Source organism: Alkanindiges hydrocarboniclasticus (assembly GCF_001982605.1).
GTDB classification, from domain to species: domain Bacteria; phylum Pseudomonadota; class Gammaproteobacteria; order Pseudomonadales; family Moraxellaceae; genus Alkanindiges; species Alkanindiges hydrocarboniclasticus.
Map to the genome: position 1 here is coordinate 1 of NZ_MLCN01000037.1, position 21,747 is coordinate 21,747.

Below are 21,747 nucleotides of genomic sequence, written 5' to 3' on the forward strand. Positions count from 1 at the left end.
AGCTTGGCTTCGGTATAGCGCATGGCGGCAAAAGACTTGGGATCATCCGGTGAGCCCCAGTTGCCCTGCCCGGATATGAGCGGGTAGCGATAGCTAAATGGCTGCGCCATCAGCACCATGGCTTCATAACAGGCACTGTCACCGTGTGGGTGATATTTGCCCAATACGTCACCCACCGTACGTGCTGATTTTTTGGGCTTGCCACTACTTTTAAGGCCAAGTTCGCTCATGGCATAGACAATGCGGCGCTGCACCGGCTTTAGGCCGTCAGAAATATGCGGTAGCGCGCGATCCATAATCACGTACATGGCATAGTTGAGGTAAGCCTGTTCGGTAAACTCGGCAACCGAACGGTTTTCAGTGGCACTTTGTACAAAACTAGTCATAATTTACTGAGCAATCAAATCGTGAGTATTAAAAAAATTACCAACAACAAAAACGCATGGTTAAGCATGCGTTAGTCCATCAGGATGTGCCCCAAACCTATAAGCAGCCGTCATGCATGCACACCATGGAAATTGAGAATAACAACCTTATTTATAGGGCCACAGGTTAGGGGTGCTACAGGCAATCAACCTGATTTAGCTGGCCAGTTCCTTGGTCATTTTGGCACCGTGACTGCGTAACAGCTCCAGCGTGGCCCGCTCTTCCGGCAGCGCATCAGCCCAGTCAATCTGGTCAAAGTCGCAGTCAAAAAACAGGTCACTGATGGAAGACAAAATGGTCAGGCCTTCATCATCACGGGTATTTGGATCAACCTCATGCGCCAGCAGGATTTTAACCACCGGTTCACAGGCAGCGCTGGCCGCATCCCAGAGCGGGCCATACAACTCTTCGCTGTCCCATAAATGCAGATTGGCACCTGCTGTAATCAGGGCCTGCAGAATATCAATGTAGGGCTGCAACTGGGCGGTCTTTTCAGCTTCGCTTAAGGGATGGCCAGCTTCATGCGCATCACAAATATTTTCCCACCAGCGGAATAGCTGATCGCACAGCTTGGACACAGGCGGGCCAGCTTCTTCATCAATAAAATTGGGATCAACCTGTTGTAATAACTGTTGAACCTGAGCAACGTCCAGCTCATCAATGGCTTGTAATAATGCTTTTTGCTGTGGATTTAACATGATTTCTTCATCTTGATAGCATAACAACAGCTTAACAGGCTCTGGGCACTCTGACAAAAAAGCCCGACATGATTTGACGGGCTTTTGTGCAAATTATTCTTCCTCGGGCACCAGTTCATCCCAGTTTGGCCGGGTTTCATGCCGATGGTCGTTGAGTTTGTCCAGACTGTGCTCAAACATGTGATGTAACTTTTCAATCGCGCCGTCCAGTGCCAGATCAACACTGGATGCCTTGTTGGTCACGGCCATGGGCTTTAAGCCGGCCGCACGCGCTTCAATGGCACAGCGCTTGTCCTGATCACCGCCTTTGTCGGCATTTTCATCACTAAAATGCACTTCAATATGGGTTACTCTTTCACTATAGCGACTAAACTCGCTTTTAAGCTGGTCACGGACATATTCAATCATGCGTGCCGTGCCTTCAATGTGGTTATCTGTACGAACTTCTATATTCATAATCTAAGGTTCCTCACTTGCATTATACGCCTGCTTGTACAGACGCTAATTTTTTGGTCAGGCCTGCCTTGCACCATGACTGGCAATCATTTTACCAGCAAGACCACCAATGGAATGGGCGGTAAGGCACTAAACAGCGCACTCATATAAGGCAGACAGTGACCAAGGCCCTTGTTCGTTTTAGTACGAGAACACTTTGAAGATAGCACGGAAAACCGGGGCCACCAGAGGGATTTAGACTAATTTCACCATTTGAAACAAATTAACGAACATTAAGCACAGCTTTATAAAAACTGTTAATTGTTGGCACTAAACTAAGGAAAATTTAAGAATCAATACCCAACTTAGGTAAAAATTTTATGATTTCTTATTATAAGCAGCCATTGTGACAGCTTGAAGTCCTCTCAATTCCATTGTTGCATGTGGCAAGCAGACACAACAATGGAGTAATTGGATTTTACCGATAGTCTAAAACAACTTATAAGGCTGCTACATCGGCCAGATTGCCTTTTTCTTCCAGCCAGACCTTGCGGTCTGCGGCGCGTTTCTTGGCCAGCAACTTATCCAGCAAGCCAGCGGTATGATGGCTGTCATCCAGATCCAGTTGCACCAGACGCCGGGTATTGGGGTCCATGGTGGTTTCGCGCAATTGCAGCGGGTTCATTTCGCCTAAGCCCTTAAAGCGGGTAATTTGCGGTGTACTACGGCTTTTGATTTTCTTGAGGGTTTGTTCAAGTTCACTATCGTCCAGCGCGTAATGCACGTCCTTGCCAGCATCAATGCGGTACAGTGGCGGCATGGCCACAAACAAATGGCCTTCTTCCACCAGTGCCGGGAAATGACGCACAAACAAGGCACACAGCAGTGTGGCAATGTGCAGGCCATCCGAGTCCGCATCGGCCAGAATGCAAATCTTGCCATAACGTAGCTCGGACAAGTCATCACTGCCCGGATCAACGCCAATGGCAATAGCAATATCATGGACTTCCTGCGAGGCCAGTACCTCGTCGGATGATACTTCCCAGGTGTTTAAAATCTTGCCCCGCAGCGGCATGATCGCCTGAAAATTACGGTTGCGGGCCTGCTTGGCACTGCCCCCGGCTGAATCCCCTTCCACCAAAAACAGCTCGGTTTCCTCACGGGTTGCCCCGGAGCAATCGGCCAGCTTGCCCGGAAGCGCAGGCCCAGAGGCAATTTTCTTGCGTTCCACCTTTTTGGCAGCCTTCAAGCGACGGCCAGCACGGTCAATTGCCAGTTCTGCCAGCTGGGTGGCCACTTCAGGGTTCTGGTTCAGCCACAGTGAAAAAGCATCTTTACTGATATTTTGTACAATCCCGGCGGCTTCACGGCTGGACAGGCGTTCCTTGGTTTGCCCGGAAAACTGCGGTTCCTGAAACTTGAGTGACAAAATAAAGTTCACCCCATCCCACACATCATCAGCCGCCAGCTTTAAGTTACGTGGCAACAGGTTGCGTAGCTCACAAAACTCGCGTAGGGCATCGGCAATACCGGAGCGCAAGCCATTCACATGCGTGCCGCCCTGTGCGGTTGGGATCAGGTTGACATAGCTTTCCTGAACGGTTTCGCCGCCCTCACTATTCCAGCAGATGGCAAATTCACAATGTGCCCGCTCAACACTGGCAACCGCCACAAAAGGCTCAGCTGGAATGATTTCACGGCCATCCAGCTCATCCTTTAAATAATCCAGCAGGCCATTTTCAAACTGCCAGACAATGCTTTCACCACTGTCTTCATCATGGAAACTCACCTTTAAGCCAGCCGACAGCACAGCCTTGGCTTTTAAGGCATGCTTAAGTGCGCGTAGCGAAAACTTTGGGTTGTCAAAATACTTGCTTTCCGGCCAGAAGCGCACGGTAGTTCCTGTCTGGCGCTTGGGCACTGCCTTTTCCTGTACGCTTAAGGCATCCACCGGTTCACCATACGCAAAGTTCATGCTGTACAGGTTGCCCTGCCGCTGTACACGCACCTCTACCCGGGTGGACAGGGCATTTACCACCGAAATTCCTACTCCATGCAAGCCCCCGGAAAACTGGTAGTTATCGGTAGAAAACTTGCCACCGGCATGCAGCCGGGTCATGATGATTTCAATACCACTCTGGCCATATTCCGGGTGAATATCCACCGGCATGCCACGGCCATTGTCCTGCACGGATAGCGAGCCATCCTTGTACACCACCACCGTTACTTCATTGGCATGACCGGCCAGTGCTTCATCGACGGCATTATCGATAACTTCCTGCGCCAGATGGTTAGGGCGTGAGGTATCCGTATACATACCGGGGCGACGACGCACCGGATCGAGGCCGGACAATACCTCTAGCGACTGAGCAGTATATTGACTCACGTTATTCACTTCCCATTGCAAAGTCGTTGATAAATAATAGTGGTAAAATAAGATAAATCTATTGTGGGGCTGCTGTTAAAGATCAGCCCACTTCTTACATTAATGCGATCTGAACACAAGCGGATTTATGTGCTAGGCCAGCTGGCGCAAATCATGGCCGGTTACAAATTCAAGCACACGGTTATGCTGGCGCAGGGCCTGTAGGCTGCCATAGCCCCAGCTGACTGCCCCAAACGCCATATTGGCCTGTGCCGCCGCTTCGGCATCGGTTTCCTGATCACCAATATAAATGGCATGCTGCGCGGCAACACCGGTTTTCTTTAAAATTTTCTTTAAATGAGCGGTCTTGCCAAAAATAGACATGCCGCAATAAACCTGTCCAAACAGGGCAAACAGCTCAGCGCCTAAAATGGCGGCGACGTTTTCGCGCGAGTTGGAAGACACAATGGCCAGTCGCACGCCCGAATTGGCCAGAAACTTCAGGCTATCGCTGATGTGGTCAAACAGCTCAATCTGGTGTGCGTTTTGCCGCATGCGCCGGATAAAGCCGCGTGATACCAGTGGCAGTTTCCAGCTGGCCATGCCCACATGCTGCATGATCTGGCGTGGTGTGGCATGCCTCAGGGTTTCAATCTCATGCAGCTGGATTTGTTTAAAGCGGTACTGCCCGGCCAGCTCGTTAAACACACTGGCAAAAAATGGAAATGAATTGGCCAGCGTGCCATCAAAATCAAAGATTGCCAGTTGGTACTTTAGGTTCTGCACGCAGCTTGCGGTGTGGGAATGGCTCACGTTATTAGCGATCAAATAAAAAATTAATCATCAGCGGTATTTTGCTGTCCATGTCATGCATAAAATGATCACCACCCGGCTCTATAATCAGCGCACTTTGGGCATCATCCTGACTAAAGTAGCTTTCTGCCTCGCGGTAATCCAGTACTTCATCGCCTTGCTTGAGCAATACCAGAATCCGGTCAGGACTGGCTGGGACCGGCTGATACAGTGCTTTGAGGTCTTCCAGCTGGTCTGGGGTGACAACCCAGCCGGTTTCGGTATGATGCGCGGTTTCTCCGTTGGCAAAGAAGCGCTTGAACCGTTCAAATGGTCGCACAGATGGATTGACAAGAACAGCCCGCACCCCATGCTTTGCGACGCAAGCTGTCGCATAAAAACCTCCAAGACTACTGCCTACCACGCCGGTATGGGGATCTGTGGCAATGGTCTCATCCAATAGTTGCATAACCTGCTGTGGTGGCAAATTCAGGTCGGGCCGAACGACCCTGATTTCCGGACGGTGGAGCTTGCACCACTCTTCCAGCATCTGGCCTTTGGCTGAAGCCGAATTGCTGTTGAGTCCATGAATATAAATCAGTTGCATAAAAATGGCCTGTCAGGGCAATCACATCAAATCGGGACTAAATTGTACGCGTGTTAAAGTTATGCGCAAGTCTGATACGTTGTGTGTAACACACATCATCAACTCCTTTTACTACTTAAGTTGCGCTTAAGTTATGTAACAAAATTACTTTTTCGCCACTAAGTACCTTGTGTTTCACACATTTTTTTACTCATTACTCATCTATTTCAGGATATAGGTAGTAGTACGCATTTATGTGTGAAAAAGCGGCAATTGGCTAGACTGCTTGAATAATTGGCCAAATTGAGCAGTTTGGCCAATTCTTGTACTAAAGTAGATATTGACAGCTTAGGTAATCAAGAGTAAACATCATGTAACAGCTTGTAATAGCTATGTCACCTGATTGTGACCCAGTGCCTAATCACCTAGGGATACAGTCGATTTGGCAAATAAACGGAGGATGCCGCATCATGCCCAGCTTAACGCCACTTCATGAAAACTACTGCAAGTTTGACCGGAGTCCTCCCTCACAGGCCGATTTTCTGGAAGGCTTGTCACAGCTGGCAACATCCAGTGTGAGTGGTGTTGCCGAGCTGGTTCAGGAAATTCATCGTGAAATTTTCCTGCAATATTTCTCCCTGACCACCCGGCAGGCCAATTTTATCTGGGATAATGGCATTACCAAGCGTGTGTATGGCCTAAGCCAGCGCATCATGCAGCAATATGGTAAGGGCCTTGCCATCAGCTTGCGTGGCCTGAACCGCCATTTTCCGGTATTACATGAAAAACCGCTAACCCCGCTAATGCATTTTATAGCCAATGCGCTGAATGGCGTGCTGGGTGACTACATGTTTCAAAGTCACAACCCGCTGGCATTGCCCATGGTGCTGTATGACCGTTATGGTCAGTTGCAGCGCGGTGAACTTTCTGGCCGTGTGGTCATTCTGGTGCATGGCCTATGCATGAATCACCTGAGCTGGGCACCCGGCGAAAGCAGCGGTCTGGGCGAACATATTCTTTATCACCAGCAACAGGCCAATGTGCTGTACCTGAACTATAATACTGGCCGCCGTATTTCTTCCAATGGCCGTTCCTTTTCCAATGTGCTGGAAGACCTGATTAGACGAAATCCCCGTATTACCACCATTGACCTGATTGGTCATAGCATGGGTGGACTGGTGTCACGCAGTGCGCTGTTTTATGGCAAGCAAAGTACCTGTAACTGGATTAACTATGTAGAAAATCTGGTCTGCATTGGCTCACCGCATCAGGGTGCCGTACTGGAACGCCTCGGCTTTATGTTTCAGGAAAAAATTGGCAAAGTACCCTTCGCCAGTGTGCTGGCCCAGTTGGCCAATATGCGCAGTGCCGGCATTATCGACTTGCGTCATGGCAGTGTGCGTGACGATGACTGGGAGCATCTGGATGCCAAAATCGGCCAGATGGATGATTGCCGTAAGCCTGCCCCGCTCCCTTCCCGCGTGAATACTTACCTGATTGCCGGGACGCTGGAACGTGAGTCCTCAAGCTCCAAAACGCTAGAAGCCATTGGCGATTATCTGGTTAGTGTAAAAAGTGGACTGGGCGACCATCCGCATCCGCAGTTCCGCTTAAAAGTGCCTGAAGACCATAAAGCGGTATTTTATGGCTTAAACCATTTTGAAATTCAGCATCATCCCCGGGTGCGCGAACAAATTATTGCCTGGCTGTATCCCAATGCCAATCAGGTACGCGATCCAAGCCAGCGCATCGAAACCATTGTGGACTAAGCACCAATTGATGCATGAGTAAAAAATGCCATAAAAAAAGGACGTTCCATGACGTCCTTTTTTGCTTTAAAATCTTGTTGCCTATAACGTTAAGTACAAAGTAACGCTTAACGACGCACCAGTTTCCACAGGTTTAGCAGCAATAATGCGCTAAAAAATACCAGCGCCCATGTCGGTAGGGATTGCCCCAGAAAAGTCCAGTCAATCACTGCACACTCGCCAGAACCATGCAGTACTTTTTGCACCACATCCCTTAACGGAAAAGTATCCATCCAGTAATCAAGGCCCGGCCCGCAGGCAGGCACATCTTCCGGTGGCAGGTGCTGTAGCCACACATGGCGCGCTGCTACTGCAAACGACCAGCTAATGAATAAGGTAGATAACAGTGCATAGCTGCGGCGCACCCAGAGTTTTGCCGGATTATGAATAAAGGCAATCAGTGAAACCAGCCCCATGCCCATCAAGCCCACACGCTGAAAAATACACAGTGGACAAGGATCAAGCATTTGATAATGCTGTAAATACAGGGCAAATGCCATTCCAGCCACACTGGCCAGAAACAGGATCAGACTGACCACACGGTAGGTTAACCTCATTAAACATGCTCCTTGGGGGATGTTGCCAATACTGCATGATTCTGGCGATAAGGTGCAAGATAAGTTTTAAAATCGCCCTGTTGCTGCTGTTCCAGTTGCGCTTGTGCCTGCCACGACTGTTCAGCAATCTGGCTAAAATATTGTTGCTGTTCTGGCTGCAACTGTTGCTCTACCTGCTGGCTGGCATAGCGGCTGGCCAGTGCATGACCAAAGCGCCATGAGCCGCCGGCAGTCACCGTATCGCTGAGTACCTGCGCTGACAGCGTCTGTTCCACATGCTCAAGCCGCTTGCCCATTACCTGTAGCGCGGCCTGATAAACTGGTTGCTGCATACCCTGATCCATTAATTTGGCAATGGCCTGCATGTGCTCCAGTTGCTGGCGCGCCCATGGCTTGAACAGGTATTCTCCTTCTGGAGTGGTTAAGCTCAGGTTAACCTTACGACCCTGATCCACCACTTTAATCAGGTTATGGTCAATGCAGTCCTGCTCACGGTCATCAATGGCCGGGCTGTCCTGTAACAGCGCATACAACGCCACCACTTCCAGAAAACAGGCGCTGGTCAGGTCAATGCCAATGTCGCTGTACGGGTTAATGTCTACGGCACGCAGCTCAATATACGCCACGCCACGCTTTTTAAGTGCCTGCGCCGGTGTCTCGCCGGACTGCGGAATTTGTTTGGGACGAATTGGGCTGTAGTATTCATTTTCAATTTGCAGCACATGATCATTAATTTGCAGCGGCTCACCGTTTTGGTCATCCAGCCCCAGTTCGCTAAACGCCTGATACGGCGTATGAATGGCCTGCTCGATGCCGCGGATATAATCCTGCATATTGTTGTAGTGAATGCCCAGTCCGCGCTGTGCGCTGTTCTGGTAGCCCAAGCGGCCCATGCGCAGGGCGGTGGCTTCCGGCAGGTACATGGTGCCGCTCACCAGCGGTTGCAGGTTATGCTGGCGGCCTGACAAAAAGCAGGCACAGACTGAAGGACTGGCCCCCAGCAAATACACCACCAGTGGGGCTAGCCGCAGGAAATTACGGATCAGGCCAAAATAGCGCTCACTGCGGTAATCCTGCAAGCCAAGCTGCTGTAGATCAACTGGCGTGCTGCTGTGCTGCTGCCAAGCGGCAAACAGTTGATCGGGAAACGATACATTATAGTGTACCCCGGCAATGGTTTGCATGCGGCGGCCATAACGTACCCCAAGGCCACGTCGGTACAGGGTTTTAAACTGGCCCAGATGCGATGCGCCATATCTGGCCAGCGGAATATTGTTTTCATCCTTATCCAGCATGCAGGGCATGGACAGCGGCCACAGGGTTTCACCTTCTGGCAGGTTTTGCTGTACCACCACATGCAACTGGCGCAAGAAATCCAGCGCCTGCTGCGGGTGGGAAAACGGCGGTGTAATCAGTTCAATCAGCGCTTCCGAATAGTCGGTGGTGATATGCGGATGGGTTAATGCCGAACCCAGTGCGCGCGGATGATCGGTTTGTGACAAAAACCCATTGGCCTGCATGCGCAGGGATTCTTTTTCAATGCCGCGCTGCATGCCTGACAAGTGATCAGGTGTTAACCACGCTGGTACATTAAACTGGGTTAACAGGTCCGGGTTACGCATTCATTTTACTCACTTGGCCAGCAACATCACTTTGCATATCAATTTATTGTGCAAAGCAAGAAATAGCGATTTTGCCTTTTATTGGCTTAAAACGCATGATTTTTGATGTGAAAAAAATAGCTTTTTTTCGGCTTTTTTAGCATCAATACGGATTTAAGCTCGTTTTTTGCCATCTTTGTACTTTACAGTAAGGGCTTCATTGACTGAACTGGAATATTCCATGACTCCGCAGCAGGTTTTAAGCTTCTGGTTTGAACAAAGCACCCCGGCTCAATGGTTTGAAAAAGATGAGCGATTTGACCAGCAAATTCAGCAGCAATTTGGTAAATTGCATGACAGCGTTGCTGCTGCTGAAGCGTATGCATGGCGCAGCACCAGCGAGGGGCGTCTGGCTGAAATCATTGTGCTCGACCAGTTTTCCCGCAACCTGTACCGCGATCAGCCAGCAGCCTTTGCCTGTGATGCCATGGCGCTGGTACTGGCGCAGGAAGCCATTGCACAAGGTGCAGACCAGCAATTAACACCAGTGCAGCGTACATTCCTCTATATGCCATTCATGCACAGTGAATCCAGACTCATCCATAAAAAAGCACTAGAGTTGTTTAACCAGCTGGGTATTGAAAACAACCTCAAATTTGAAAAGCTGCATAAGGCCATTATTGACCGTTTTGGACGCTATCCACATCGCAATGCCGTACTGGGCAGAACTTCCACGCCGGAAGAACTTGAGTTTTTACTGCAGCCTAACAGCTCATTTTAATTAAAGTTTCTTCTGGCCAGCCAACCATGAAGCTATTGTGAAGCATGGCCTACATAGCTTATACAGCGTGGTTTTATCTGCCAGTTTGCATTGCTCTATAATGTCCTGATAACGTGATAGTCTGAACCTGCGACACGATTGCCAACTGGCTGGGAGCCTACGCCATGCATGCACTTTCCATTAAACTTGCTGTCACCGGTTTGGCCGCTGCGCTGCTGCTTGGTGGCTGTGCCATGGTACCGCCCAAGCCTCAAAGCTTTGCCAGCCTTGGCCAGTTTGAGCAATACCAGTTGAATACCGCCATTTACCGGGTACGCTTTACCGGTGACCCTGACATGAGTGCCGCCACTGCCGAGGAAATTGCCCTGCTCAAGGCTGCCAAAACCACACTGGATGCTGGCTACCGCTATTTTGTGGTACTTGACCAAAGCAAATCAGCCCCTAGCCGGCGTACCGTGGTTTATCCTGATCATTTGGCAGCACCCAACTGGTACGGCCCCTCCTGGTATGGGCCTTATGGGCTGCATTCACGCTGGCCTTATCATAGACACGGCTGGGGCTGGAATGACCCGTTTTATGAAGGCGTGGTGTATAACCTTGATCCGGTGGAAGTCATCTATACCATCAAATGTTCCAACACCGCCTCGCAAAAAGGCGAAGAATTTGATGCCCGGCTGATTATGAGTTCATTAGGCCCCAAATATTACCTGAATGCCGATGGCACACCGCGCGTCATGGTTCAGCCTATGGCGCAAAAGCCCTAACATGACCATGCGACATTCACCACTTCAGGCACGGTTTGCCGTGCTTTCTGTGAGCTGATCAGTTTAAAATCTACCCTTTATTGCGTGGATCCCATGTATGAACCAGTTTAACCTTGATCATCACCCCTATGTGGCCCTGTGTGACCTGTTAAAAATAGAAGGCTGGTGTGACAGCGGTGGCGCAGCAAAAACTGCGATTGAACAACGTCTGGTTAAAGTAGACGGTCAGATAGAAACCCGTAAGCGTTGTAAAATTACCCGTGGACAAATCGTCAGTTTTGCAGGCCAGCAATTGGTGGTGGTCTAATCCTGCCATCGTTTAAGCCAGTAGCCATTAAGTCATTGCCTATTAGCTTAAAAGCCCACTAGGTCACAGCAATCCAGCCGTCGTGACTAAGCGCCTAACGCTGTAAACTCATTATAAAATAAGTGGGTAATTTCCTTACGTTTTTATCATTACCCATTAATTAACATTAAAACAAGGCTGATGCTCATGCTTAAACAAATATCAGGACTGATTCCTGTGTTGCTATTGCTTACAGCGTGCAAACTGGTCAATACCCATACTGTCAAAGTCACGGCCAGTGCGGAAATTAGCCCAACTGAAGTACGGCTAGTCACTACCAAAGGAACTATTTATCTGGCTGCCCAAAACCTGAGCCAGAAACAGCGTGAACTCCTGCACAGCTTAAGGCCTTACCAATGCCTGAACATTACCACCGCTGAATCATTAAGCATGGACAACCGGGTGGCCCGTTTTAGTGATTTCAAATTGCAAAAGGTGCTGGAGAGTGATAAAAAGTGCCGCCAAATCACATCCAAGCGACAGTCTAGGCCACACCTTGGAATTTCAATAGATCGCTAAACTTTCACCTGATGAGTTAATTTTTGGTTGTTGCTTGCACTGTTAACGCAGTGTGTTACGGGCAGTGCCTATTTGTGCCATTACTACCCCGCCCAGTATCATGATTGCCCCTAGCGTGTGATAACCAAGCCAGTTTTCATTCAAGTAAAAAACGGCAATAGCAGCAGTGAGCAAAGGCGTCAGGTTAATAAAAATACTGGTACGGCTTGGCCCAATCAGCTGGATGGACTTGACCCAGACCAGCGGGGCTACCAGCGACGGCAGCGTGCCGGCATAGAGCACCAGCCAGATATTGTCTGCATTAATGGGTGAAAAACCGTCATGCAGCACAAATGGAATATGAAACAGCATACCAAAGCCAATTTGCAGATAAATATTGGTAAGCAAATCCAGCGGCAATTGCCATAAACGGGTCAATACCCCATAGGCAGCATAGCAAAACACCGCCACTACCATTAGCAGGTCTCCCAGATGAAAACTGCTCACATGACCACCAATGATATCCAGCAAATCGCCTTTGGCAATGAGTACCGTAATCCCGGTGAGCGAAATAATGCCGCCTGTAATGGCAAACAGGGTGGGCTTTTCATTCAGCAACACAGCTGCAATACCAATGGTAAATAGCGGAATCATGGCATTTAAAATACCGATATTGGTGGCCGAAGTGGTATGCGCAGCCTCATAGGACAAGCCCTGATACATCAGCATCCCCAGCAAGCCCAGCACGGCCAGTTTGGGCAAATACGGCCAGATCAACTGGCGTTGCCGCCACACCTTGGGCAACACAAATGGACTCAGTAACACAAACGCCAGTACCCAGCGATAAAAACTGATACTGAGTGCAGAAATTGCTCCGACCGCCAGTTTGGTGACAATCACATTGACTGACCAGATCAGCACCGCAGCCAGCGGCAGCAAGTACACATAGGCAGGCTGGTGGGGCGATTGACTGATGCTGGAATGTGGTAAAGCCATCGTGCTGTTCTCATAATTCATGCATATGCCTAGTTTAGCGAAGGTCGTATTTTCGCCATATCCTTTAAAGCAGACATTTATACTGAATTTCGGACAGCCTACCTTGCAAACGGCTTTTTTAATTCTGGTTTTAATTTGCAGTGGTCAATCAGGTGTATTAAAGCTGGGAATTGCTATTATTGACTACTTATGTTTAAACGGCTTTTGCCATGAGCTATAACCGCCAGCCACCAATCCATATCGATTGTGTGGTTAACCAGTATGCACAAGATGCCGTGATTGAAATGCATTGTGTGCCGTGGGGTGAACTAAATTTTGCCCTGCATGGGGTGATCAACCTGCATGCTGAAAATACCGATTATATATCGCCGCCACAATATGCCATCTGGTTGCCGCCCAACACAGCCCACAGTGCGCATAGTCAGGCCAATACCCTGTATATCACGCTGGTAATTGCGCAGGCCTATTGTAGTGTGTTGCCGCCCAGTATCAAACTCATTGAAATTAGCCCCATACTTCTCAGTATTGTGCATGATTTTATCAGGCGCGGTATCAGGCGGCCTGAAACTCTGACTGATCAACGCCTTGCTCAGGTGCTTATTGACCAGATTCAGCATGCTGCCTGCTATGACCATTACCTGCCATGGTCTTATCATGCCAAACTGGAACCTGTATTACGACAAATCCAGCAACATCCGGCCAGTCTGGTAACCCTGCAACAATGCGCTGAACTGGCAGGGCTTTCCGAGCGCCATTTACTGCGTTTAAGCCAGCAGGAACTTAATATGAGCCTGAACGAATGGCGCAGCCGGGCCAAGCTGCTGGTTGCCATTGACCTGCTGGAAAAACAGCACAGCATAAAAAGCATTGCACACTATCTGGGCTATCAATCATCCTCGGCATTTATTGGCATGTTCCAGCGCATGACTGGAAAAAGCCCCAGCCAATTACGCAGGCATTGCTGATCAAACCAAGTTTTTCACTGCTGTATTTTAAAATTACAAATTAGTTTTTTAAAAATATTGGCCTATTACAAAACAATAAAATTATATTGTGCAAAATTTAATTTTTAGCAATACAATTAATAAAATTTAAAAAGTCTTCCATCATGACTGACTCTATATCGTGTCCTACCGAAGAACTTTCATTACCTAATGAGTTGTCACAGCCTGAGGATATGCTGCTGCTGGATCGACAGGTTTGTTTTCCATTATATGCCGCGTCAAATTTGCTCAATCGTCTTTATCGTCCGGTGCTGGCACAGTTTAACCTGACCTATCCGCAATATCTGGTCATGCTGGTACTGTGGGAAAGCTCGCCCTGTACAGTGGGTGAACTGGGCGAAAAACTGTTTCTGGATAGTGGCACACTCACACCCTTACTTAAACGACTGGCTACTAATGGACTGGTTGACCGTCAGCGTGATCCTCAGGATGAACGCCGGGTATTGATTACGCTCACCACACAAGGTCAGGCGCTTAAACAGCAAGCCGCTATTATTCCCGAAACGCTGGCCAAAAACCTTCAACTATCCACTGAACAACTCGACCAGTTGCGGGCTCAGGTGCAGCACATGGTGGCCCTGATGTCATATGCCTTAAAGCCTGAACAATCCTAATCATTGGTTTAACGTCCCACCCTACCCTCACAAAAGGAACTCCCATGACTCAGTCCATTTATGATATTCCGGTTAAAACCATTGCTGGCGAATCCATCAGCCTGAACCAGTATGCCGGCAAGGTACTGCTGGTTGTCAACACAGCATCCAAATGCGGCTTAACCGCCCAATATGAAGGGCTGGAAAAACTGTATCAGGCCAAAAAAGACCAAGGTCTGGAAATTCTGGGTTTTCCAGCTAATAACTTTAAAGGTCAGGAACCGGGCACTGATGAAGAAATCAGCAGCTTTTGCAGCCTGAACTATGACGTGCACTTTCCGCTGTTTTCCAAAATTTCTGTCACTGGCAACGACCAGCACCCACTATACGCCCAGCTCATCAAAGCCCAGCCGCAAACCACTGGTGAAGGGTCAATGCGTGAACGGCTAAACGGCTTGTCCATTGAAACCACTGAAGCGCCTGAAGTGCTGTGGAACTTTGAGAAATTCTTGGTGAATAAACAAGGTGACGTGGTTGGCCGTTTTGCACCAGATATTACCGCTGATGACCCACGTCTTGTTGAAGCAATTGACGCTGAACTGGCCAAGTAATTTGTTTTTAGCATTACGCTGATAAAAGCCTGACTAGCCAGTGCTCACTTACCGTCCACTGGCTATCCACAGGTTTTTAGCTTTTATTTGTTTTTTAAGAACACGTTTTAACCTTAAATTTTTAATCCAAAATTCGATTACAGTTCACTTCATTAGGCTGCGCACTAACCTTAATCAATCGATCATCAGTTTTCATGACCCATCGAATTAGTTTAGGTATTTTTTTTAAGTTAAAAGTATTATGACATACACTATTATTTTGTGCTAAACCCTTATCATTCAAACTACTGCCAAATGCAAAACCGTTATCTGCATCACAATAGTTCCGATGGCCATTACGTGATGCAAGCCAAATTAGCGGTAACTGGCTACTTACTGATAGCTCAAACTGGTTTTGTATAATTTGATTGTACCCTGACGTTTGATGCCGTACCGTGCCACCTTCGCCACAGTTACGGTATAAATAAATGGCACCATGCGGGGGATCAATAAAAGTGTTGCGGCGAATAATATTATGGGCTGATCCATCAACTGCAATCAGTTCACGTGACTTGGTGTCCACATTAAAACGATTGTTTTCAATAATGTTGTGACTACTTTCAGCGTCCAGATATAAGGCAAGCCCAGCTGTTTTTCCGCTAAAATCACTATTCTTCAATGTTACCTGATGCACACCGGGTGCAAAATACATCATATTGTGCTGCCCGGCCATTAAGCTCAAATTATCCAAAACAATATGGTGCGGCGCTGCTTGCTGCGCACGTTTACTATGGCCAGCCTGATGCGAGGACTGTCTTAGCAGTTCCCCTTCACCATTGGCTGCCATGCCATGAATACGTAGTGATCCCCTAATCTGAACATTTTTAATAGTGATATGATGCGGTACTTGCCAGATTTTTTGATGCGGTGAATCAAGCTTGGAGGTAATCAGTATGGCTGGTTCAGCATGAGTTGCATTAATTTCTGCACCATTGCCATCAAAAATAATATTAGACGCCTGCTCACCTTCAAAAACAAGTTGCTTGCTAATTATGGCATTTTTGGGAATTGTTAATGAGCAGTCGATAGAAACACTGGGCTGTTCTGCGGTGGCAGGTTGTAAAACTTCCTCTAACTTTTGTGTCGCACAGAGACTGGTATTGCCCCTATCTTGTGCTACAGCTACCTGTGAAGAGTTAGTAAACATAATTAGTCCCAGCAATATAATTATAAGCATGCAAACCTGAGAGTTTCAGCTTGGGTATTCCCTAAAGTTTAAAATAAATACTTTGACAGGCAGTAATAGATTTGAACGGTTTATGATAATAAATTGTGAGCATGGGTTATTTTTATCAATATTAATAAGGCTTTATTTAGGGCATAAAAAAACCGCCTTGAATCAAGACGGTTTTTTATTACAAGGGCTAAAACGCGTTATGCACGGTTTTTCAGCTTGCGCAAGGTTTCCAGCTGGGCGGCGGTTTCAGCCAGTGCAGCCATCGCCGCACCAGTATCCAGCTCACCACGCTGGTTTTCCAGCAAGGTTTCAGCCTGTTTGCGTGCGTCCAGAATCGCGGCTTCATCAAGATCACCGGCACGGACAGCGGTATCAGCCAATACAGTTACTACATGCGGTTGTACTTCAAGAACACCACCCGATACATAGATCACTTCTTCTGTACCGTTTTCCAGTTGCACACGAATTGGGCCTGGTTGAAGCAAGGTGACCAGTGGCGCATGGCCGGGTAGAATACCCAGCTCACCACCTGCACCTTTTGCAATAAGCATGGACACCGCACCTGAATAGATAGATTCCTTAACGCTTACCACATCACATTGCATCACTGCCATGAGATCATCTCCTTAACTCAGCGTTACTTAGAGTTTCTCGGCTTTGGCAATTGCTTCGTCAATACCACCAACCATATAGAACGCTTGTTCTGGCAAGTGATCGTATTCGCCAGCCAGAATACCTTTAAAGCCACTGATGGTGTCTTTTAATGGTACGATTTTGCCTTTCTGGCCGGTAAATACTTCAGCCACGTTAAATGGCTGTGACAGGAAGCGTTGAATCTTACGCGCACGGTATACAACCAGCTTGTCTTCTTCTGCCAACTCGTCCATACCCAGAATGGCGATGATGTCTTTAAGCTCTTTATAACGTTGCAGTACGGTTTGTACACCACGGGCAACAGTATAATGCTCTTCACCAACCACGTTTGGATCCAGCTGACGTGAAGTTGAATCCAGTGGATCTACCGCAGGGTAAATACCTAAAGACGCAATATCACGGCTCAGTACCACGGTTGCATCCAAGTGAGCAAAGGTGGTGGCTGGAGACGGATCGGTCAAGTCATCCGCAGGAACGTAAACGGCTTGTACTGAGGTAATAGAACCAGTTTTGGTCGAAGTAATACGCTCTTGCAGAACGCCCATTTCTTCGGCCAGTGTTGGCTGGTAACCTACCGCAGATGGCATACGACCCAGCAGTGCAGATACTTCAGTCCCTGCCAGGGTATAACGGTAAATGTTGTCTACGAACAACAGTACGTCACGGCCCTTGCCATTTTCATCTTTTTCATCACGGAAGTATTCAGCCATGGTCAGGCCAGTCAGCGCAACACGCAGACGGTTGCCCGGTGGCTCATTCATCTGGCCATATACCATTGCAACTTTGTCTACCACGTTAGAATCTTTCATCTCATGGTAGAAGTCGTTACCTTCACGCGTACGCTCACCCACGCCCGCGAATACAGAATAACCACTGTACACTTTGGCGATGTTGTTGATGAGTTCCATCATGTTTACGGTTTTACCAACACCCGCACCACCGAACAAACCAACTTTACCACCTTTAGCAAATGGGCAAAGCAAGTCAATTACCTTGATCCCAGTCGCCAGCAGTTCAGTAGAACCCGCTTGCTCGGCATAGCTTGGTGCTTCACGGTGAATGGCCCAAGTGGTTTGGGTTTCAACCGGACCAGCTTCATCAATTGGACGGCCTAAAACGTCCATGATGCGACCCAGTGTACCTGTACCAACTGGTACAGAGATTGGGCCATTGGTGCTGGTGACAGGCAGACCGCGCTTTAAGCCTTCAGTAGAACCCATGGCGATGGTACGAACAATCCCGTCACCCAGTTGCTGCTGAACTTCCAGCGTTGTTTCAGTATTGTCAACATGCAAAGCGTCATAGATCTTCGGAACGCTGTTGCGCTCGAACTCGACGTCGATTACCGCGCCGATGATCTGAACGATACGACCGCTACTCATTGCTGTCTCCTCAATTCAAATTAAAAATGTTAAACGGCAGCGGCACCACCGACGATCTCGGAAATTTCCCGGGTAATCGCGGCTTGACGCAGCTTGTTATAAATAAGTTGCAAGCTCTTGATCAGCTCGCCCGCATTATCAGTTGCCGCTTTCATGGCAATCATACGGGCAGCCTGCTCGGAAGCAATGTTCTCTACCACGCCCTGATATACCATGGACTCGATGTAACGTACCAACAAGCCATTGAGTAATACATTGGCTTCTGGCTCATACAGATAATCCCAGCCATAGCTGCGATTGAGCTGCTCGCCTTCGTTACTGGTTGCCAAAGGTACCAACTGATCAATCTGGGGCTTTTGGGTCATGGCATTGATAAACTTGTTGGACACCAGATAAACACGGTCAATTTCGCCGCGATCAAAGGCATCCAGCATAACCTGCACAGACCCTGTCAACTGTTCCATGCCTGGCGCATCGCCCACTTGCGTGGTTACACCCAGCACCTTGCCGCCATAATTTTTGAAAAACGTAACCGCTTTTTGACCGATTAATGCAAATTGAACGTCAATCGATTGTTCCTGCTGGGTCTTAACGTGCTGGATCACACGCTTGAACAGGTTGATATTCAAACCACCTGCCAGACCACGATCTGAAGAAACAATAATATAGCCAACGCGTTTTACCGGGCGCTCAACCATATAACGATGTTTATATTCAGGATTTGCTTGCACTAAATGGGCAATCACACGGCGCATATTTTCGGCATAAGGACGGCCCTGCGACATACGCTCCTGCGCACGACGCATTTTACTGGCAGCCACAAGTTGCATCGCACGCGTAATCTTTTGCGTGCTCTTGATACTGGCTACCTTGGCGCGAATTTCTTTTAAACTTGCCATACGCTTAACCTGTTATTTGAAAGATTCAGGCAAAAACCCAAACCTTCCAAATGTGATCCGTGAATCAGGAATTAACCTTCAGGGTAAACCTTAAGGATTAATAAGCCTGAGTTGCTTTGAAGCCTTCAATACCTTGCTTCAAGCCTGCTTCAATGTCGCCATTAAAGTTGGCTGTACGATCAATCTCGTCCATTAATGCACTGTGTTGAGAGCGCATATAGGCCAGCAGGGCTTCTTCAAAGTCACCGATCTTGTTTACCGGAACATCAGCCAGATAGCCTTCGTTAGAGGCATAAATGGAAACCGCCTGATCAGCAATGGAGAATGGCGCATATTGCTTTTGCTTCATCAGCTCAGTGACGCGCTGACCATGCTCCAACTGCTTGCGGGTTGCTTCGTCAAGATCAGAAGCAAACTGGGCAAATGCTGCCAGTTCACGGTACTGTGCCAGTGCGGTACGGATACCACCAGACAGTTTTTTGATAATCTTGGTTTGTGCAGCACCACCCACACGCGATACCGAAATACCGGCGTTTACCGCAGGACGTACGCCCGCGTTAAACAGTGAGGATTCCAGGAAGATCTGACCGTCAGTAATGGAAATGACGTTGGTTGGTACGAATGCAGATACGTCACCGGCTTGGGTTTCAATGATCGGCAATGCCGTCAGGGAACCAGTCTGGCCAGTTACCGCGCCGTTGGTGAATTTTTCAACATAGGCAGCAGATACACGCGATGCACGCTCCAGCAAACGGGAGTGCAGATAGAACACGTCACCTGGGTAGGCTTCACGGCCTGGTGGACGACGCAGCAGCAGGGAAATCTGGCGATACGCCACAGCCTGCTTGGACAGGTCATCATACACAATCAGTGCATCTTCACCACGGTCACGGAAGTACTCACCCATGGTACAACCAGAGTAAGGCGCCAGGAACTGCATGGCAGCAGGCTCAGAGGCAGAGGCAGCCACCACAGTGGTGTAAGCCAGTGCACCGGATTCTTCCAGCTTGCGTACCACGTTAGCAATGGTCGATTGCTTTTGACCAATTGCCACATACACACACTTAATGCCAGAATCTTTTTGCGCGATGATCGCGTCAATGGCCATGGCAGTTTTACCAGTCTGGCGATCACCAATGATCAGCTCACGCTGGCCACGGCCTACCGGAATCATGGTATCGACTGACTTATAACCAGTTTGTACAGGCTGATCAACACTTTGACGCCAGATTACACCAGGTGCAACCTTTTCAACGGCATCATTGACTTGAGCATTAATTGGGCCTTTGCCATCAATCGGGTTACCCAGTGCGTCAACCACACGGCCCAGCAGTTCCGGACCTACTGGAACTTCCAGTACACGGCCGGTACAGCGAACTTTCTGGCCTTCTTGCAGGCTTAAGTAGTTGCCTAATACCACAGCACCGACTGAATCTTGCTCCAGGTTCAGTGCCATTCCGTATAAGCCGCCGTCAAATTCGATCATCTCACCGTACATGGCATCAGCCAGACCGTGAATACGCACGATACCATCGGATACCATGACGATGGTACCTTCATTCCTGGCGGTCGCGCTGGTGTCCAGATCGCTGATACGCTGTTTAATGAGCGCACTGATCTCAGATGGATTCAGTTGTTGCATTTGCGCTATACCTCAATATTTTTTAAGTTCTGCCTAACCGTTGGTATTACACCATTACGCGGTTAAACGAGTTCGCATTTTTTCCAGCTTAGCCTGGGCAGAATCATCAATCACCTGATCACCAGCACGAATCACCACACCTGCAATCAGCGCAGGGTTTACAGTAACGGTCGCATCAATGCTGCTGTTGAAACGTTTTGACAAACGGTCAATCAGCAGTTGCTTTTGCTCATCCGTTAAAGCAAAGGCAGATTCGATGGTGACATCAGTCTGATTCTGGTTTTGTGCCTTTAGCTGCTCAAACTCAAGAGCAATTTCTGGCAACAGGCTTAAACGATCATTTTGCGCCAACAGGGTAATAAAGTTGGACACAGACTGATCCTGTAGCGCCGCATTGGTGTCTACAATAATCTTAACCTGTTGTTCAGGGGTCAGCTCAGGGCGATTCAAATAAGCGGAAAATGCTTCATCTTGAACCATTGCACTTAGCAGTTGCAGCACGGTAGACCAGTGGTCTGCCATACCCTGTTCAGAGGCATAGCCAAAAGCCGCTTTGGCATAAGGCCGTGCTAACGTCAAGAGTTCAGCCATGAGTCTTCTCGCTTATAGTTCTGCAGCCAGTTGATTTAACATGGCAGCATGGGCTTGTTCATCAACCTGGGCTTTAAGAATCTTCTCGGCACCCGCTACTGCCAAGGCAGCAACCTGCCCGCGAAGCTGTTCACGCGCCTGATTGATTTCCTGATCGACTGCTTCACGTGACTGCTGACGAATACGCTCACCTTCGGCGGTTGCCTGGGTACGCGCTTCTTCAACCAGCTGGGCAGCACGACGGTTCGCCTGCTCAATGAGTTGAGCTGCCTGTGCTTTTGCGGCGTCCAGTTCTTGCTTGACTTGCGCTTGTGCATTGGCAAGATCAGCTTTGGCACGCTCAGCCGCATTTAAACCATCAGCAATCTTGCGCTGACGGTCACTAATCGCTGCGATTAGTGGTGGCCAGACAAACTTCATGCAGAATGCGACAAAAATCGCAAATGCAATGGCTTGGCCAATTAATGTGAGGTTGATATTCATTGCAATTCCTCAATGATGA

General features: G+C 48.5%; 23 protein-coding genes and 1 pseudogene. 8 read left to right on the forward strand and 16 right to left on the reverse strand.

Features of this window, described 5'->3' with window-relative positions:
- The 6 genes from BKE30_RS13050 to BKE30_RS13075 all read right to left on the reverse strand — a co-directional run.
- On the reverse strand, positions 1-386 hold a 386-nt coding region (locus BKE30_RS13050; protein ID WP_319822929.1), incomplete at its 3' end, for a DNA gyrase subunit A.
- 195 nt (positions 387-581) lie between these two features.
- A complete protein-coding gene (locus BKE30_RS13055) occupies positions 582-1,124 on the reverse strand; it encodes an ankyrin repeat domain-containing protein (protein ID WP_076879073.1) in 543 nt (180 codons plus the stop codon).
- Positions 1,125-1,217: 93 nt separating this feature from the next.
- Positions 1,218-1,580, reverse strand: coding sequence for an HPF/RaiA family ribosome-associated protein (locus BKE30_RS13060; RefSeq protein ID WP_076879024.1), 363 nt, complete (start codon positions 1,578-1,580; stop codon positions 1,218-1,220).
- A gap of 478 nt (positions 1,581-2,058) precedes the next feature.
- On the reverse strand, positions 2,059-3,945 hold the full coding sequence (gene parE, locus BKE30_RS13065) for a DNA topoisomerase IV subunit B (protein ID WP_076879074.1): 1,887 nt from the start codon (positions 3,943-3,945) through the stop codon (positions 2,059-2,061).
- Between the two features lie 132 nt (positions 3,946-4,077).
- The gene (locus BKE30_RS13070; protein ID WP_076879025.1) at positions 4,078-4,710 is read right to left on the reverse strand and encodes an HAD hydrolase-like protein; all 633 of its coding nucleotides are present in this window, start codon (positions 4,708-4,710) and stop codon (positions 4,078-4,080) included.
- A gap of 31 nt (positions 4,711-4,741) precedes the next feature.
- The gene (locus BKE30_RS13075; protein WP_076879026.1) at positions 4,742-5,323 is read right to left on the reverse strand and encodes a YqiA/YcfP family alpha/beta fold hydrolase; all 582 of its coding nucleotides are present in this window, start codon (positions 5,321-5,323) and stop codon (positions 4,742-4,744) included.
- A gap of 449 nt (positions 5,324-5,772) precedes the next feature.
- Between BKE30_RS13075 and BKE30_RS13080 the strand changes: the two are divergent.
- Positions 5,773-7,026, forward strand: a pseudogene (locus BKE30_RS13080) (alpha/beta fold hydrolase); the annotation flags it as partial.
- A gap of 152 nt (positions 7,027-7,178) precedes the next feature.
- Here BKE30_RS13080 and BKE30_RS13085 read toward each other — a convergent pair.
- Positions 7,179-7,667 (reverse strand): disulfide bond formation protein B, encoded by a 489-nt coding sequence (locus BKE30_RS13085; RefSeq protein WP_076879028.1) that lies wholly within the window; start codon positions 7,665-7,667, stop codon positions 7,179-7,181.
- On the reverse strand, positions 7,667-9,289 hold the full coding sequence (gshA, locus tag BKE30_RS13090) for a glutamate--cysteine ligase (protein WP_076879029.1): 1,623 nt from the start codon (positions 9,287-9,289) through the stop codon (positions 7,667-7,669). The genes BKE30_RS13085 and gshA overlap by 1 nt, the downstream gene beginning before the upstream one ends.
- Before the next feature lie 220 nt (positions 9,290-9,509).
- On the opposite strand from gshA, the gene BKE30_RS13095 reads away from it, so the two are divergent.
- The 4 genes from BKE30_RS13095 (at position 9,510) to BKE30_RS13110 (ending at position 11,678) form a co-directional block, all read left to right on the forward strand.
- Positions 9,510-10,049 (forward strand): DUF924 family protein, encoded by a 540-nt coding sequence (locus BKE30_RS13095; RefSeq protein ID WP_076879030.1) that lies wholly within the window; start codon positions 9,510-9,512, stop codon positions 10,047-10,049.
- Between the two features lie 164 nt (positions 10,050-10,213).
- A complete protein-coding gene (locus BKE30_RS13100; protein WP_076879031.1) occupies positions 10,214-10,813 on the forward strand; it encodes a CC0125/CC1285 family lipoprotein in 600 nt (199 codons plus the stop codon).
- Between the two features lie 97 nt (positions 10,814-10,910).
- Positions 10,911-11,120, forward strand: a complete 210-nt coding sequence (gene ybcJ / locus BKE30_RS13105; protein ID WP_076879032.1) for a ribosome-associated protein YbcJ — start codon at positions 10,911-10,913, stop codon at positions 11,118-11,120.
- Between the two features lie 186 nt (positions 11,121-11,306).
- The gene (locus BKE30_RS13110; RefSeq protein WP_143253736.1) at positions 11,307-11,678 is read left to right on the forward strand and encodes a hypothetical protein; all 372 of its coding nucleotides are present in this window, start codon (positions 11,307-11,309) and stop codon (positions 11,676-11,678) included.
- 42 nt (positions 11,679-11,720) lie between these two features.
- On the opposite strand, the gene BKE30_RS13115 is transcribed toward BKE30_RS13110, so the two are convergent.
- Complete coding sequence (locus tag BKE30_RS13115; RefSeq protein WP_076879075.1) at positions 11,721-12,653, reverse strand: DMT family transporter; 933 nt, start codon at positions 12,651-12,653, stop codon at positions 11,721-11,723.
- A gap of 209 nt (positions 12,654-12,862) precedes the next feature.
- Between BKE30_RS13115 and BKE30_RS13125 the strand changes: the two genes are divergently transcribed.
- From BKE30_RS13125 to BKE30_RS13135, 3 genes are all read left to right on the forward strand, one after another.
- Entirely contained in the window at positions 12,863-13,618 is a 756-nt protein-coding gene (locus tag BKE30_RS13125) for an AraC family transcriptional regulator (RefSeq protein WP_076879035.1), read from the forward strand.
- 212 nt (positions 13,619-13,830) lie between these two features.
- Positions 13,831-14,271 carry a MarR family winged helix-turn-helix transcriptional regulator gene (locus tag BKE30_RS13130; protein WP_076879036.1) on the forward strand — a complete coding sequence of 147 codons (441 nt, stop codon included), beginning with the start codon at positions 13,831-13,833 and terminating at the stop codon, positions 14,269-14,271.
- Positions 14,272-14,315: 44 nt separating this feature from the next.
- Positions 14,316-14,861, forward strand: coding sequence for a glutathione peroxidase (locus BKE30_RS13135; RefSeq protein WP_076879037.1), 546 nt, complete (start codon positions 14,316-14,318; stop codon positions 14,859-14,861).
- Between the two features lie 121 nt (positions 14,862-14,982).
- Here BKE30_RS13135 and BKE30_RS13140 read toward each other — a convergent pair whose 3' ends face one another.
- The 7 genes from BKE30_RS13140 to BKE30_RS13170 form a co-directional block, all read right to left on the reverse strand.
- Entirely contained in the window at positions 14,983-16,047 is a 1,065-nt protein-coding gene (locus tag BKE30_RS13140) for a right-handed parallel beta-helix repeat-containing protein (RefSeq protein WP_076879038.1), read from the reverse strand.
- A gap of 227 nt (positions 16,048-16,274) precedes the next feature.
- Positions 16,275-16,691 carry a F0F1 ATP synthase subunit epsilon gene (locus BKE30_RS13145; RefSeq protein WP_076879039.1) on the reverse strand — a complete coding sequence of 139 codons (417 nt, stop codon included), beginning with the start codon at positions 16,689-16,691 and terminating at the stop codon, positions 16,275-16,277.
- A gap of 27 nt (positions 16,692-16,718) precedes the next feature.
- Complete coding sequence (atpD, locus tag BKE30_RS13150; RefSeq protein ID WP_076879040.1) at positions 16,719-18,113, reverse strand: F0F1 ATP synthase subunit beta; 1,395 nt, start codon at positions 18,111-18,113, stop codon at positions 16,719-16,721.
- Positions 18,114-18,142: 29 nt separating this feature from the next.
- Positions 18,143-19,012 carry a F0F1 ATP synthase subunit gamma gene (gene atpG, locus BKE30_RS13155; RefSeq protein ID WP_076879041.1) on the reverse strand — a complete coding sequence of 290 codons (870 nt, stop codon included), beginning with the start codon at positions 19,010-19,012 and terminating at the stop codon, positions 18,143-18,145.
- A 97-nt stretch (positions 19,013-19,109) separates the two neighbouring features.
- Positions 19,110-20,654 carry a F0F1 ATP synthase subunit alpha gene (gene atpA / locus BKE30_RS13160; RefSeq protein ID WP_076879042.1) on the reverse strand — a complete coding sequence of 515 codons (1,545 nt, stop codon included), beginning with the start codon at positions 20,652-20,654 and terminating at the stop codon, positions 19,110-19,112.
- A 54-nt stretch (positions 20,655-20,708) separates the two neighbouring features.
- Positions 20,709-21,245 (reverse strand): F0F1 ATP synthase subunit delta, encoded by a 537-nt coding sequence (locus tag BKE30_RS13165; RefSeq protein WP_076879043.1) that lies wholly within the window; start codon positions 21,243-21,245, stop codon positions 20,709-20,711.
- A 12-nt stretch (positions 21,246-21,257) separates the two neighbouring features.
- Complete coding sequence (locus BKE30_RS13170; protein WP_076879044.1) at positions 21,258-21,728, reverse strand: F0F1 ATP synthase subunit B; 471 nt, start codon at positions 21,726-21,728, stop codon at positions 21,258-21,260.
- Positions 21,729-21,747 lie beyond the last annotated feature (19 nt).